Source organism: Acinetobacter sp. YH12021 (genome assembly GCF_013420145.1).
Lineage (GTDB): Bacteria > Pseudomonadota > Gammaproteobacteria > Pseudomonadales > Moraxellaceae > Acinetobacter > Acinetobacter towneri.
In genome coordinates this window covers 306,336-320,223 of sequence record NZ_VOYT01000002.1, presented here as the reverse complement: position 1 = coordinate 320,223, position 13,888 = coordinate 306,336, and the positions used below count along the sequence as shown (strand labels likewise).

At 40.1% G+C, this 13,888-nt stretch carries 15 protein-coding genes; 12 read left to right on the top strand and 3 right to left on the bottom strand.

Annotated elements, in window-relative coordinates; genetic code table 11:
* Window positions 1-10: 10 nt before the first annotated feature.
* Window positions 11-634, bottom strand: a complete 624-nt coding sequence (gene gmk / locus FTT91_RS03940) for a guanylate kinase (protein WP_004974513.1) — start codon at window positions 632-634, stop codon at window positions 11-13.
* A 134-nt stretch (window positions 635-768) separates the two neighbouring features.
* On the opposite strand from gmk, the gene ispH reads away from it, so the two are divergent.
* From ispH to rplS, 12 genes are all read left to right on the top strand, one after another.
* Window positions 769-1,719: a 4-hydroxy-3-methylbut-2-enyl diphosphate reductase gene (ispH, locus tag FTT91_RS03935; protein WP_179995901.1), complete on the top strand. Its 951-nt coding sequence runs from the start codon at window positions 769-771 to the stop codon at window positions 1,717-1,719.
* A 163-nt stretch (window positions 1,720-1,882) separates the two neighbouring features.
* Window positions 1,883-2,434, top strand: coding sequence for a prepilin-type N-terminal cleavage/methylation domain-containing protein (locus FTT91_RS03930; RefSeq protein WP_168526220.1), 552 nt, complete (start codon window positions 1,883-1,885; stop codon window positions 2,432-2,434).
* Complete coding sequence (gene pilV, locus FTT91_RS03925; protein ID WP_168526218.1) at window positions 2,431-2,955, top strand: type IV pilus modification protein PilV; 525 nt, start codon at window positions 2,431-2,433, stop codon at window positions 2,953-2,955. Before FTT91_RS03930 ends, pilV begins: the two co-directional genes overlap by 4 nt.
* Window positions 2,952-3,866 carry a PilW family protein gene (locus FTT91_RS03920; RefSeq protein WP_168526216.1) on the top strand — a complete coding sequence of 305 codons (915 nt, stop codon included), beginning with the start codon at window positions 2,952-2,954 and terminating at the stop codon, window positions 3,864-3,866. Before pilV ends, FTT91_RS03920 begins: the two co-directional genes overlap by 4 nt.
* A gap of 3 nt (window positions 3,867-3,869) precedes the next feature.
* Entirely contained in the window at window positions 3,870-4,610 is a 741-nt protein-coding gene (locus FTT91_RS03915; RefSeq protein ID WP_179995903.1) for a hypothetical protein, read from the top strand.
* A 15-nt stretch (window positions 4,611-4,625) separates the two neighbouring features.
* Entirely contained in the window at window positions 4,626-8,264 is a 3,639-nt protein-coding gene (locus FTT91_RS03910; RefSeq protein WP_179995904.1) for a hypothetical protein, read from the top strand.
* Window positions 8,264-8,767 (top strand): type IV pilin protein, encoded by a 504-nt coding sequence (locus tag FTT91_RS03905; protein WP_168526210.1) that lies wholly within the window; start codon window positions 8,264-8,266, stop codon window positions 8,765-8,767. Before FTT91_RS03910 ends, FTT91_RS03905 begins: the two co-directional genes overlap by 1 nt.
* Entirely contained in the window at window positions 8,761-9,198 is a 438-nt protein-coding gene (locus tag FTT91_RS03900) for a type IV pilin protein (RefSeq protein ID WP_168526208.1), read from the top strand. The genes FTT91_RS03905 and FTT91_RS03900 overlap by 7 nt, the downstream gene beginning before the upstream one ends.
* Window positions 9,199-9,336: 138 nt before the next feature.
* Window positions 9,337-9,594: a 30S ribosomal protein S16 gene (gene rpsP / locus FTT91_RS03895; protein WP_005094274.1), complete on the top strand. Its 258-nt coding sequence runs from the start codon at window positions 9,337-9,339 to the stop codon at window positions 9,592-9,594.
* Window positions 9,595-9,612: 18 nt separating this feature from the next.
* The gene (gene rimM / locus FTT91_RS03890) at window positions 9,613-10,161 is read left to right on the top strand and encodes a ribosome maturation factor RimM (RefSeq protein WP_179995905.1); all 549 of its coding nucleotides are present in this window, start codon (window positions 9,613-9,615) and stop codon (window positions 10,159-10,161) included.
* A gap of 42 nt (window positions 10,162-10,203) precedes the next feature.
* Entirely contained in the window at window positions 10,204-10,953 is a 750-nt protein-coding gene (trmD, locus tag FTT91_RS03885; RefSeq protein ID WP_179995906.1) for a tRNA (guanosine(37)-N1)-methyltransferase TrmD, read from the top strand.
* Window positions 10,954-11,126: 173 nt separating this feature from the next.
* The gene (gene rplS / locus FTT91_RS03880) at window positions 11,127-11,498 is read left to right on the top strand and encodes a 50S ribosomal protein L19 (RefSeq protein ID WP_004974529.1); all 372 of its coding nucleotides are present in this window, start codon (window positions 11,127-11,129) and stop codon (window positions 11,496-11,498) included.
* A gap of 68 nt (window positions 11,499-11,566) precedes the next feature.
* Here the strand turns inward: rplS and FTT91_RS03875 are convergent, their stop codons facing one another.
* Together FTT91_RS03875 and FTT91_RS03870 are read right to left on the bottom strand one after the other, a co-directional pair.
* Window positions 11,567-12,535 carry a triacylglycerol lipase gene (locus tag FTT91_RS03875; RefSeq protein ID WP_096901258.1) on the bottom strand — a complete coding sequence of 323 codons (969 nt, stop codon included), beginning with the start codon at window positions 12,533-12,535 and terminating at the stop codon, window positions 11,567-11,569.
* 176 nt (window positions 12,536-12,711) lie between these two features.
* On the bottom strand, window positions 12,712-13,629 hold the full coding sequence (locus FTT91_RS03870; RefSeq protein ID WP_257229568.1) for a triacylglycerol lipase: 918 nt from the start codon (window positions 13,627-13,629) through the stop codon (window positions 12,712-12,714).
* Between the last annotated feature and the right edge of the window lie 259 nt (window positions 13,630-13,888).

The following is a 13,888-nucleotide window of genomic DNA, read 5'->3' as shown; positions in this document are numbered from 1 at the left end:
CAAGTTTTAATCACGCGCTTGGCGGGCTAATTAACTTTTGAATCAAGGCTTGATGACGATGTGCCTGCTGCGCCATCACCAAACGATTAGCCGTAATCACCGATTCTAAATCGTGCAGAGCCTTATTAAAGTCATCATTAATAATCACATAGTCAAAATTGACATATTGCTGCATATCTTCAACTGCGCAGCCTAGACGATGCTCAATCACATCGACAGCATCGGTGCCACGGTTAGATAAACGCTCGCGTAAATCAAACTGACTTGGTGGAAGAATAAAAATTTGCTTCGATTCAGGAAAAAGATTGCGTACTTGCTGAGCGCCTTGCCAGTCAATTTCAAGCAACACATCGTGACCTTTGGCTAACTGCTCTTTCACTGTGGCTTGGGCTGTGCCGTAATAATTGCCAAACACTTCTGCGTACTCAATAAAACCGCCTTGTTCTACCAAGTCAATAAAATCTTGTTTTTGCGTGAAGTGATAATGCACACCATCGAGTTCGCCGGGACGTTGACCACGTGTTGTGTGAGAAACTGAAACGTGTAAATTATTCACACGCTCAAGCAGGGCTTTAACGAGGGATGTTTTGCCTGTTCCTGAAGCGGCAGAAACGACAAACAATAGACCCGACATGATATTTTTCCTGATATGATAAAATATCTTCTCTATTTTAGAGTAGACGCCCCTTAAACAAAATAGCCAAGATGGCTTTTGTTGGCATAAATTTTAAAACATCCCACCTATTTAACTTCAACATAGAGGGTTCTATGGAAATTGTATTGGCGAATCCACGTGGTTTTTGTGCAGGTGTAGACCGAGCAATTGCGATTGTAAATCGTGCCCTTGAGTGTTTTAACCCACCTATATATGTACGTCACGAAGTGGTACACAATAAATTTGTGGTGGACGACTTGCGTCAGCGTGGTGCAATTTTTGTCGATGAGCTGGACGAAGTGCCTGATGACAATATTGTGATTTTTAGTGCGCATGGTGTATCTAAAGCGGTGCAGCAAGAAGCAGAGCGTCGTGGCTTAAAAGTGTTTGATGCAACTTGTCCGTTGGTCACCAAAGTGCATATTGAGGTGACTAAGTATGCGCGTGAAGGCACCGAAGCCATTTTGATTGGGCATGAAGGCCACCCAGAAGTTGAAGGCACGATGGGTCAGTATGACAAGAAAAATGGTGGTGAAATTTATTTGGTAGAAGATGAAGATGATGTGGCTGCACTTGCGGTTCAGCATCCAGATAAAGTGGCTTTTGTAACGCAAACTACTTTGTCGATTGATGACACTGCTAAAGTCATTGATGCCTTGCGCCAGAAATATCCGAATATTCAAGGGCCACGTAAAGACGATATTTGTTATGCCACCCAAAACCGTCAGGACGCTGTACGTGACTTGGCTAATCAGTGTGATGTGGTGTTGGTGGTGGGTTCGCCAAACTCATCTAACTCCAACCGTTTGCGCGAGTTAGCCGAACGTATGGGGAAACACGCCTATTTGGTGGATAATGCAGACGAGTTGGAGCAAGCATGGTTTCAACCGAATACAAAGATTGGTGTAACTGCAGGCGCCTCTGCACCAGAAATTTTAATCAAACAAGTGATTCAGCGTTTGCAAGACTGGGGTGCAACTGCCCCTGAAGAGCTGGCAGGCCGCGAAGAAAATATTACCTTTAGTTTGCCCAAAGAGTTACGTATTCCTGTAACACAGGCTTAAACTGCGAAGCATATAACACTTTAAAAAACTGATTAAAAATAGGCAGATAACCGTTGAATGACGGTTATCTGCTTTTTTATGCCTTTTATCCTGAAGTGTGAGGTTTTTGTAAAGTTGTTGGTTACTATTTTTAATAGGGCAAAGTCTGTGTCTTGGGGGGAGTATGCGAAAAAAAGAAAACGGGTTCACCTTAATTGAGTTGATGGTGACGATTGCGGTGATGGCAATTATCGTGATGATGGCGGCTCCGAGTCTTATGCCTTTAGTGTATAAAAAACAACTAGATACAAGTGCAAGAGAGTTAGCTCAAACGATGGCTAAAGTACGTGGAACGGCGATTGCTTTGCGAAAAGAAGTTTCACTTGAATTTAAAGATACAACAAACACAGACCATCAGTTTTACTGGTTGCCTGGTAATGATCAAATCCATGTTCTTGCAAAAGCAACTCCTGAAGGTATTACTTTTTCACCTGTAGGTTTAGCAAATAAAAGAACAACTTCACTTAAAAGATATGTAAGGAATCCTAATTACGATCCAAATTTGGATGAAGACCCATTAACTAATCCAAAGTTAATTATCGAATGGCAGGATACGGAAGATTTGGTGTTTGAATTATGTCATGAGAAGGTGAGAGAGATTAAGTCAATAAAAATATTCAAAAGTGGCTTGATTAGTAACATTGAAACAAAAGAAAAAGTGGGGAGTTGCACATGAATACTAAATATCAGCTAGGTGTTGGAATGATAGAGGTATTGGTGTCTTTGGTCTTACTTTCCATTGCTGTATTAGGTTTTTCTGCATTGCAGTTTAGGGCGCTAGATGCGATGCAGGAGGCGAGTGATAGAACTGTAGCAATGTCTTTGGCAAGAGATCTTGCTGAAAGAATAAGAGTAAATAGAACACAATTGGTTGAATATAAAACAAAAATTAATGGTTCTTCTTCTGGAGAGCCTAAGGCTTGTAAGGTAGCTGATTCCAGTGCGACAACAATTAGCACAACACCGATGTGTAATCGTGCTGAGATGGTGTCTTACGATGTGAGTCAGGTGCTTGGAGCTGCTAGACAAGCTGGGATGAAACTTGTAATAGATAGATGTCAGGGAGGGGATCGTGAGTGTGTGTATATCGCTTGGGGAAATACAATAATTAGTGCAACGAATGTATCTGCCTGTATGAGTGATGGGGTTTATGTAGCTGGAGCGACTTGTTTGGTGATGGAGGCATACGGAACATGAATACAGTACGTGGTTTTACATTACTTGAGCTTATGATTGCATTGACTTTAGGTTTGTTGATTAGTGCTGCAGCAATTCAGGTATTTGTTACAGCAAATCAGGGAATAAACTTTCAGCAAGGTGCGGCAAATATACAAAATAGTGGGATATTTGGTCTAGATTATATTGTTAAAGATATTCGTCGTTCTAATATCGATTCTAATCAGGCAGCCATGACTGTAGATACTCAGCATGGTGGTATCGTTCTAAAAGCTGAAAACCTTACATCTGTTGCATCCACTTTGTCCGATGATGTTAGAACTCAGTTAGAAAGTTTTTTGACAACTTCAGCAGTGGGGCCTAGTAATTTAAAAGATCTTAAGAGTGATCAGTTGGTCATTCAATATAAAAATACTATTGGTAGTCAATACAATTGTGAAGGAAAGCGGGTGCTTCCTAATCAATTTGTTGTGCAGCGCTATTTTGTAAAAGAGGAAAATGCATCTGGTGTTAAGTCATTTTCATTACGGTGTAAAGCTTATGAGTATTCAGGAGATAATGAAACTGTATTTAATTTGTCGGGTGATGGCGAAATGCTAATACCTAATGTTGAACACTTTAGAGTGCTATTTGGTATTGCTAAAGACACGGGAGTTTCTCCAGATGGGGTGATGGACCAGTTTGCATATGTTTCACCTTCCGAATATAAAAAACTTGCAGATAAGCCTCAGATTGTTTCTATACAAATGGGGATTTTATTGCGATCACCTGAAGCAGTTTCTAAGGGTACAGACAAAACAAGCTTTACTGTATTGGATTTGGTGAACAAAGAACTCATTTCCCACAATAGTAATTCTAAATATATAAGACAAGTTATTACTCAAACAATTGCTTTGCGTAATGGTTTTGGTGTGAAAAATCAAGCGGAGTAAGCCATGAAAACAAAACATACAGGCAATACCTTAATTGTGGTCTTGGTTTTATTGTTGCTGATAATGATTGTGGGGACTTGGGCAATTAGGGGGGCGATTACCTCATTGAATATTACTACTAATGCTCAAGCACAGTCTTTATTGGTACAGAACTCTGATGCTATTTTCTTTCAACTGGAAGCATATACCGATGATGCATTGAAGATTGCTGAATTACAGCTTGATAATGGCATGATTGGATTTGCGAATAAGAATGAAAACAAGGGTAAAGAACTTGTTTATTGTGTGCGTAAGAATGAGTCAACAGATAAATATAATTTAGGTAAAGCAAGTATCGTTTATTGGCAAGGTTCAACAATTAAAAAAAATGATTTAGGTCAGGATGGGTATTGTAAGAGCAATAAAAGTAATGACTATGTGTCTAATAGAAATGCAGTGATGACTCGAGTAGGGGTTCGGTCTGCTACAGAGAATCGTAAGGATTGGACGCACAAATATGAGGGTTCTGACTCAGAGACCTATGGTGGTAAAGATATTGGCACCATTATTGTGAACGCAACTTCATTTATTCCAAATTTATCTACAGCGTCTGCAGATGAAATTAATAAGTGTGTGATGGATTACCCAAGTTTTAATGTTGTTGTAGATGGTGTAACCAAAGATAGTGTTGCTGATTGTCTATCAAAATTGAATGTTCCATATAGTAGTCAAGAAATGGAATATCAGTTGCGCCAAGTGAATTAAGGTAGGAGAAATAAAATGAATATGAGTCAAATTTTAAATCATACTGCCTTAACTAAGGCAAGATTATCAGTATTGTCGGCATCTATTACAGCACTGATTTGTAGCAGTGTGGGTGCAAGTGATATTGATATTTATAAAGCACCAACAACGGGTGGTTCTACTACCACCTTAATGATGATGCTAGATGTTTCTGGGAGTATGCGTGTTACACATCCTACAAATAGTGTTGCCTTTGCTGCATGTGATTTTGATAAAAGTTTATCTTCATATGGATATTCAAAGTCTTCTAAAACTGTTAGTGGAGTAACATATGATAGGTATACATGTAATGGGTACAATAATAAAAGCGTTTTAGTTGATACTAAACTTGATCGTATTACAAGACTAAAAGATGCAATAGTATTGCTATTAGTTGGAGGGACGGATAGTAAAGGTACTACGGTTGAAAAATTAGATGATAAAATTATATTGGGTTTATCTACGTTAGGTGCTGTAAGCGGCAATAATACGCGTAATGCAGGGACGATATTGGTTCCTGCAAGAGCATTAAATGCAGATGTGATAGTGGGTGGGCGGACGATAAAACAGCGCCAGTTGATATTGGAAAAAGTATTGGCAATTAATCCTATTTCTGGCACACCAACAGCCAACTCCTACGCTGAAACGGCTGCATATTTAATGGGTAAAAGTACAAAAGGCTTAACGCCTACAGGGTTTGATTGGTCTGAAAGTTCGGTTGATACTCGTGATACAAGCACATATATCCAGCCTAAATCTATTAAAGATCAATATTCTTTGTCTGATGCTGCTAAAGAATGTCATGCGCAAGGCATATATGTGTTAACCGATGGTGAGCCGAATGATTTAGGAAATAATACGGGTACACGTGCTTTGGTTAGAGCAGCTTTAGATGATTCAAGTTTTGCTTGTGACGGAACAAAAGAAGGTTGGGATTGTATATATAAGTTGAATAACTCACTAGTTGATAGTACAAAAAATAAATCTAAAGTTAATTTTCTCACAGCTGTAATTGGTTTTGGTAAAGGATTTACAGTCATCCCTAATACAGCACAGACTGAAACGGCAATTGATGCATATTCTACTGTTTCACAGAATGTGCGAAATACCGCAAAATGGGGGGTTAGAGGTAAAGGAGGTTGGTATTCAGGTGAATCTACAGAAGATATTGTTAATAGTTTTAATAAGTTTTTGGGAGCGGTTAATACATCAATTCCTGGTATTAGTACTGGGACAGCAACTATACCTGTAGATGCCTTAAATAGCTCTGCTATACAGCCTTATGGTTATTTCCCACAATTTGTACCCAAGGTAGCCACAGAGCAAAAACAGCAAACATGGTACGGTAATTTAAAAAAATATTTTGCGGTCAATGGTTCTTTATATGGCACGAAAAGTGGTGCTCAGCCTGTAATGCAAAGTGATGAAATTAAAAATGTTATAGACCAATGGAATAACTCAAACTTTAGTAATAGCTCACCTGAAATTGCATTTCGATATGGTGCTTTAAGTCAGTTAATGCGAGGGTACAATGCTGACTTAAAACCTGAAGAACGGATAATTTTCACTGACTTTACATATAAAGATACTGAAATCGGGCAAAATCTACTTTTGAGCTCATTTGATCCAGACACAAATCAAATTGAACGTCAGGCAATTTCGACTTCATATAATTTAGATGCAACAGCACCATATCGTGAAGAATTAATGAACCTGTTGGGTTATGAAAATGCAACAGGTGGACAGGATTTGCAAGGGTTACCAGTAGGAGATATCTCTGACCGTGTAGCACAAATAGGAGCTATTTTACATTCAAAGCCTATTTTAATTACGCAGTCTGGAAAGCCATTTGTTAATAAAGTAACTAAGGCGGTAGATACTACAAATCGTGAAGATTATGTTCTGTTCGGCTCAACACAAGGCTTGTTACATGTATTGGATGCAGAAACAGGCAAAGAAAAATTTACATTTTTACCTAAAGAAATAATAGAAAATCAAAGTGAAGCATTTAAATATGATAGTGGTAACACTTTAGGTGGGAAAGAAAAATTATATTATGGTATTGATGGGGAGTGGACTGCACATACAGTTTATGTAAGTAAAACCGATGGGACGTTAACTGTGAATGGTGGTTCCCGCACAATTATTAATGATGATGATGATGAGGAGGAAATTAACTTAGAAGGGAAACAATGGGTATATGGTGGTATGCGTATGGGGGGACGAAGCTATTATGCGTTAGATCTTACTAATATTGATAGACCTCAGGTTAAGTTTCATATCGACCCAAATAATCGAAAAACTCATTATTTACATGGTTCAACAACTAAGTATCATGACATTTCTGAACTACAACACATGGGACAAAGTTGGTCTAAACCCACACTTGCATATGTAAATTGGTTCGGCACTAGAAAGTTGGTGATGCTTGTTGGTGGTGGTTATGATGCTGGTGGTACAGACGGAGATGGTTTATACACAACTAAACTTGTTGGTGGGGTTCGGGTTAAAGATAAAAGAAATGGTTATGAAGGATATGAAAAGCCTAACTATGATCAAACAAATAAAATCGGTGCTGGTGTTTATATGTTTGATGCAGATAATGGTGATTTGCTATGGTCTGTAAGTGGTAATTATACGAACACAACAACTGGCAGCCGAAATATTAAATTAAAAGGTAGCGGTGTTGGTATGGATTATAGTGTTGTAAGTTCAATCAAAACCGTAGATCGTAATAATGATGGATTGGTGGATCATTTATATTTTGCTGACCTAAAAGGTCAAGCTTTCCGTGTAGACTTTAACCCAACAAGTGGCGAATTTAATTCCCAAGTGAATAAAATTTTAGATATATCTTCGACAAAGCAGCGTTTTTATACCGAACCTACATTTACAATTCATTCTCAAGGTGTGGCTGTTGTAAGTTTTGCATCAGGGAATAGAAGTAGCCCAATGTATGGGAAATCTACAAGTGTGACTACTACAGATGGTTACGATGGAGTATTTGTTATATATGATTATGATAACTATTCAACCAAATATCCAACTACGGCTTTTAGCACTCGAACATTAGGAAATACAACTAATGGTGGGGTTTCTAAATTACGTCTATTAGATACACGAATGACTAATGATATATCGAGCGGCAACACTAAACGGCCAGTAATTAATAAAGAAGATGGTGATGGAGGTTGGTATTATTTGTTTGACAAAGAGGAGAATTTAACGGCTTCCGTATCTAAAGGTAAGCAAATTCTTAAGAGTTTTGCTCCATTGGTTGCAGTAGAAGGGGATCTTTATGTGCCTGTTTTTGATGCATCAAAAGCAGGAACTACAGGTAGTTGTAGTGCAGGTGTAGCCGGCGAGACAAGTTTACAGCGTTTCTGTTTACCTTATGGTCACTGTAAAGATAATATTTTCATTACCTTAGGAGCTGGTATAGGTGATCCGATTATGGGCGGTGGTCGAGATGGAGATAATAATAAGCGATCTTTTTTAATTTTAAATGAAGATAAGAAAAATGGAGGACCCTCAACAGGTGGTACTACGACTGTAACTCAAATCAAAGATTATGGAAGTGGATTGAAATTTATACCGAATCGCTGGTATGAGCAGTATGCTCAGGGTGGTGGTTAATGCAAACAGGAACTAAAGGTTTTACTTTAATAGAACTTATGGTTGTTGTGGTTATCGTAGCTATTTTAGCTGCGATAGCTTTGCCTAGCTACCAAGAGTATCTGCGTAAAAAAGATATGGCTTTAGCCCAGCAGGAATTGTTGAAATTAGCTGATCAATTGGAAAGGCACAAAGCTAAAAATTTTTCATATAAAAACTTTAATCCTCAGTTTTTATATGAAGGTACAACTAGTCCATTAAGTATTATTTATGTGCCAGGTGTTACTTTAGATGCAACAAAATCAAAATATAAAATTGAAATTAAAGATATAAGTTCAACTACGGTCACAAATTTACTTACAACAGATTTAGGTGCAGCTTGGTCTATGAAAGCTTCACCTGTAAATAATGATCCTAGGTTATATACTTTTCTAATCACAAGCCATGGCTTAAAGTGCAAAGCGCGTGAAAATAGCAACGTGTCTTTTGTTGCTTGTACAGGACAAGGGGTTGAAGAATGGTAGTAAACAAAGGACTTACTTTAATCGAGTTAATGATCGTGGTTGCAATAATCGCAATTTTAGCTGCTATTGCTTACCCTTCTTATCAGGAATATGTGCAAAGAACGAAGAGGGTCGAGGCACAAGTTGAGCTAATGGAAATTGCGAACAAATTGGCTAGTTATAAATTAGCGAATGGTTCATTTTATGGAGCGAATTTAACAAAGGTGTATGGCAGTAGTAGTATTTCTAAATCTGGTTCTGCAACATACAGCTTAGAATTATCAAGTACAGAAATAGATCCCACCCATAACTGGGTATTGACTGCTAAACCTATTGGTTCCCAAGCTAAGACTGGCGCTATGACGATAGATTCTACAGGGCGCCAATGCTGGTTTAAAGGTAAGGATTCACCAGTAACAACAGATACTTGTTCCGCTTGGTCCGATAAATAAATTCTAACTGCTGATAACCTAAAATTTGATCTTTCATTCAGGGCGAAATTCACGTAAAATACTGCCCTCTATGAAAGGGGTTTGAAATGTATCGATGGTCGATGCAGGGATAATCCGTAAAAACTATAAGGTTGTATCATGGTAGTTATTCGTCTTACTCGTGGTGGTGCTAAAAAGCGTCCATTCTATCAAATCGTTGTAACTGACAGCCGCAATGCGCGTGACGGTCGTTTCATCGAACGTATCGGTTTCTTTAACCCAACAGCGCAAGGTAAAGCAGAAAAACTTCGTTTAGATGCTGACCGTTTTGCTCACTGGGTTTCTCAAGGTGCTCAACCTTCAGATCGCGTTGCTTCTTTAGCTGCTCAAGCTAAAAAAGCTGCAACTGCTGTTTAATATGGTAGTAGATTGCCCATGACACCAACACAGAATGTGCCCGAAGATCGTATTCAGATTGGACAGCTACGTTCAGCATATGGATTAAATGGGTGGCTCTGGGTCTATTCCAACACAGAACCTATGAGCAACATATTTGACTACCTGCCTTGGTACATTGAAACCAAAGCAGGTTGGCAAATGGTCGATGTAAAACGTTGGAAACCACATGGCAAAGGCTTGGTGGTCAGCTTAAAAGGTGTGAGTGATCGTACCGCAGCAGACAACTTGGTTGGCGCAAATATCTGGATTTCAAAAGCGCAACTGCCTCAACCAGGCGTGGACGAGTATTATTGGTCTGATTTAAAAGGTCTAACAGTGTTAGGTCTGGACGATGACGAACAAGAAGTGAACCTCGGTCAAATCCATGAACTGTTTGAAACAGGTGCCAATGACGTGATGGTGGTTCGCGCAACTGCCGATAGCGTCGATAGCGAAGAGCGTATGATTCCATGGCATAAAGATGTGGTACAACACGTTGATCTCGAAGCGAGTCGCATCTATGTCAATTGGGGCGTAGATTATTAATCCTTTTAGGATTCGCAGAGCAGGAAAATAGAGGAGTCTGCGGTGTTTTTTGCAGTCATTACGCTTTTTCCTGAAATGTTTGAAGCGATTACAGCTTACGGTATCAGCGGACGTGCAGCAAAACGTGACTTGATGCAAATTCATTGCATTAATCCACGTGATTATGCACAGGGCAACTACAAAAGGGTGGACGAACGTCCATTTGGTGGTGGTCCAGGTATGGTGATGATGGCAGAGCCTTTAGCGCAAGCAATCCAGCATGCCAAACAGCTTGCACAGCAAGCAGGAGCAGTTCATGTACCTGTGGTGTATATGTCGCCACAAGGTAAAACCTTAAACGAAACTGCAGTACAACAATTCGTTAAATATGATGGATTAATTGTATTGTGTGGTCGCTATGAAGGGGTCGATGAGCGTTTAATCCAAAACTATGTTGATCAGGAATGGTCAATTGGGGATTATGTTTTATCGGGTGGCGAGCTACCTGCGATGGTGTTGTTGGACAGTATTATCCGGAGACTTCCGGGTGCTATGTCTGATGAGCAATCTCATGTGCAAGACTCATTTGTGGATGGTCTTTTAGATTGCCCACAATATACCAAGCCAGACGATTTTGAAGGTTTGGATGTCCCTGAAGTACTAAAGTCGGGACACCATGCCAATATTGAAAAATGGCGGTTTTTGCAGCGTTATCAACGGACTTTAGAGCGTCGACCTGAGTTGATTGAAAAAGTTGAGTTGAGCAAGCAGCAAAAAAAATGGCTAAAAGATTCGCAAGGACAGACCAAGTAATCGGTTTGTCTAAGCAAAATTGCTACAGACAGTGTGTTTGTAGTTTTTAAATAGGCTCTTTATGCATTGAAGCGGTCAGGCATAAAGGGAAAGTCAATCGGGTCTATGCGCTTTAGCCTCTATACCCAGTGGAAATCAGACCTCTTCTGACCCACACATATTGGAGATACCCCATGAGTGGTAAGCATCCTTTAGTACAAGCTGTTGAGAATGCACAGCTTAAGCAAGACATCCCAGCTTTTGCACCAGGCGATACAGTTATCGTTCAAGTAAAAGTAAAAGAAGGTGATCGTGAACGTCTTCAAGCATTTGAAGGTGTTGTAATTGCGAAGAAAAACCGTGGTTTGAACTCTGCGTTCACAGTACGTAAAATTTCTAGCGGTGTTGGTGTTGAGCGTGTTTTCCAAACTCACTCTCCAATCGTTGCGAAAATCGAAGTGAAACGTCGTGGTGACGTTCGTCGTGCTAAACTTTACTACCTACGCGAATTGTCTGGTAAAGCTGCACGTATTCGTGAGAAATTACCAGCACGTAAACAAGGTTAATTTTAACTTTGCTTTACAGCTAAAAAATGCGCCGTTTAGGCGCATTTTTTTATGTGTGCTATTTGAATTTATAAACCTTGTAGTTTTAGGCGGTTAGCATGTTGACGGTAGACATCGACAGGATCTGGGGCAAAGATATCTTTCATGCCCAAGACTTGATTGACTTCATCCAAGTGGTTCCAATAGTAGTTATCACGAATGGTTTTACCAAATTTGGCACTGCAACGTGATACTAAACCATCATTATCACGGCCATTATCAATCAATAAACTGGTCGCCAGCATGGCTGAGTCTGGATCAAGTATATTGGTAACAGCCGTATTACCCGTAAATGAATAGAACTGGATGCCTTTTTCTTGATAAGCGCCCTCACCACAACTCGTCGTTGGCATACCCATTGGGAATTTGCTGTTAAATTGTGCTGAGCCAGCCAAAGTTAAGCTTTTTGCACTCGCCAACGAATCATGTGGATAGCTGTTTGGGTCTAAACCTTGTGCCCAAGTGATGGTTTTGGAAACTAAATTGACCATATCCATTAATGGCTTTTCGAGTGGTGTGCCTTGTACTTTTAAAATAAAATCAGCCACAGGCGAGCCTTTATTTGGTGCACCGACAGCAGTCAGCGATGCGACTTTAGACGGCATCACGCCTGCAACATAACGAATGGTTGGCCCACCATGCGAGTGACCAATTAGGTTGACTTTGCTTGCACCTGTAATTGCAAGAATTTCATCGACTTGTTGTGCCAGTTGTTCACCACGAACTTCCGATGAGTTAAAAGGAGATACGCGGGTTGCCCAAGCGTTGGCACCGTTACGTGCTAAATTGGGTAAAATTTGGTACCAATAATCGACACCTAACTGATCTCCACCAATATTGATAAAGCCTGCCATACCGTGAGTAAACACAATCGGATATTTGGTTTTGGCATAACTGGAGATCACGAAGTTAGATTTGACCTGTTCTGCATTGGATGCGTGCGCGGTACTGAAGGTACTAGCCGCAATTAAGCCTGCAATGAATAATCCATATTTCATATAACATCCTCTATTTTATTGTGCTTTCCTAGCATGACAATATCTATTGTCAAATATCATTATTCAGGAAATTTGCTAGATTGCAAGTTCTGAATGATTCATGGTTATTGAACTTCTTGCACTTGAGTTTCAAGTACAGGAAGATGGTTTTGCCAAGATTGAAATGAGCTTTACTATTACAAACCTTGTAATTTTAATCGGTTGGCATGTTGTCGATACAGTGCAACTGGGTCAGGTGCAAACAAGCCCGTTAAGCCAAACATCATGTTGGCAAGGTCGGTATGATTTAGTCGGTAGTTGTCACGAATGACGTGTCCAATGTGGGTACTACAACGTGCGACCATGCCATCGTTGTCTAAATTGCCATAAGACAGTGGGCCGAGTTGCATTAAAACAGTGTCAATATCCAGTAAATTGGTGGCTTGTGCTACACCTGTCCATGAATAGTAATGAATCCCGCGATCTACTTTGGCACCGCTGCTGCTACAATTTGCGGCCAAGGCTGTGGTTGGAAAACGACGGTTAAAATCTGCAGACGCTGTTTCGGTTAAAGAAGCCATCGATGCATCAAAATCGACAGGCATGTCTGGCTGTTGCTGCGCCCAAGTAATGAGAGGCGCCACCATATAGTCGCCTAAAATATTAAACGCGGTGCGTGATAAACGATTATTTTGAATATCATCGGCAACTTTGGAGCCACGGAATGTTCCTGCAACACCGGTAATTGATGCCACATATTCAGGTTTGGTGGCAGCCACATAACGTACTGTTGGACCACCATGCGAGTGACCAATTAAATTGACTTTGGATTTGCCCGTGATTGCTATGACTTCTTCGACTTGGGCAATTAGTTGCTCACCTCGAAATTCAGTACGATGTGCAGGGGAGAGTTGTGCGGCAAATACGGTTGCGCCATTACGTGCCAGATCTGGCAAAATTTGATACCAATAATCCATATTAAAGGTTTCATTGCCAATGCGTGACCATCCGAGCCAGCCGTGTACCATAAGTAATGGATATTTGGTTTTGGCATAGTCAGATTTGACCTGTTCCTGAATAGGCAACACGCTTGGAGCAGCTTGAGCGACACCCATTGAACCGAGCAAGCAGCCAGTGACAGCCAATGTAATTGCCCGTATGTTAGAGATGATGGTCATAAAACAATCCTGTGTTCTTTATTTTTGTTACAAGTGAAGTGGTGGCTTCGCTTCCCTCTTGAAAGCTCAGATATGCAAATTGCCGTTGGTTACGGCACGGTGTTGTGAGTCATCCTCGACTATTTTTTGTACGCTCAGGTATTTTTTCATGCGTAATTTAGAAAAAACATATCATTTAGGGACAGTTATTGCGCAT

Coding starts and splice junctions, on each gene's coding strand:
- gmk (WP_004974513.1), bottom strand. CDS start 634: ATGTCGGGTCTATTGTTTGTCGTTTCTGCCGCTTCAGGAACAGGCAAA.
- ispH (WP_179995901.1), top strand. CDS start 769: ATGGAAATTGTATTGGCGAATCCACGTGGTTTTTGTGCAGGTGTAGAC.
- FTT91_RS03930 (WP_168526220.1), top strand. CDS start 1,883: ATGCGAAAAAAAGAAAACGGGTTCACCTTAATTGAGTTGATGGTGACG.
- pilV (WP_168526218.1), top strand. CDS start 2,431: ATGAATACTAAATATCAGCTAGGTGTTGGAATGATAGAGGTATTGGTG.
- FTT91_RS03920 (WP_168526216.1), top strand. CDS start 2,952: ATGAATACAGTACGTGGTTTTACATTACTTGAGCTTATGATTGCATTG.
- FTT91_RS03915 (WP_179995903.1), top strand. CDS start 3,870: ATGAAAACAAAACATACAGGCAATACCTTAATTGTGGTCTTGGTTTTA.
- FTT91_RS03910 (WP_179995904.1), top strand. CDS start 4,626: ATGAATATGAGTCAAATTTTAAATCATACTGCCTTAACTAAGGCAAGA.
- FTT91_RS03905 (WP_168526210.1), top strand. CDS start 8,264: ATGCAAACAGGAACTAAAGGTTTTACTTTAATAGAACTTATGGTTGTT.
- FTT91_RS03900 (WP_168526208.1), top strand. CDS start 8,761: ATGGTAGTAAACAAAGGACTTACTTTAATCGAGTTAATGATCGTGGTT.
- rpsP (WP_005094274.1), top strand. CDS start 9,337: ATGGTAGTTATTCGTCTTACTCGTGGTGGTGCTAAAAAGCGTCCATTC.
- rimM (WP_179995905.1), top strand. CDS start 9,613: ATGACACCAACACAGAATGTGCCCGAAGATCGTATTCAGATTGGACAG.
- rplS (WP_004974529.1), top strand. CDS start 11,127: ATGAGTGGTAAGCATCCTTTAGTACAAGCTGTTGAGAATGCACAGCTT.
- FTT91_RS03875 (WP_096901258.1), bottom strand. CDS start 12,535: ATGAAATATGGATTATTCATTGCAGGCTTAATTGCGGCTAGTACCTTC.
- FTT91_RS03870 (WP_257229568.1), bottom strand. CDS start 13,629: ATGGGTGTCGCTCAAGCTGCTCCAAGCGTGTTGCCTATTCAGGAACAG.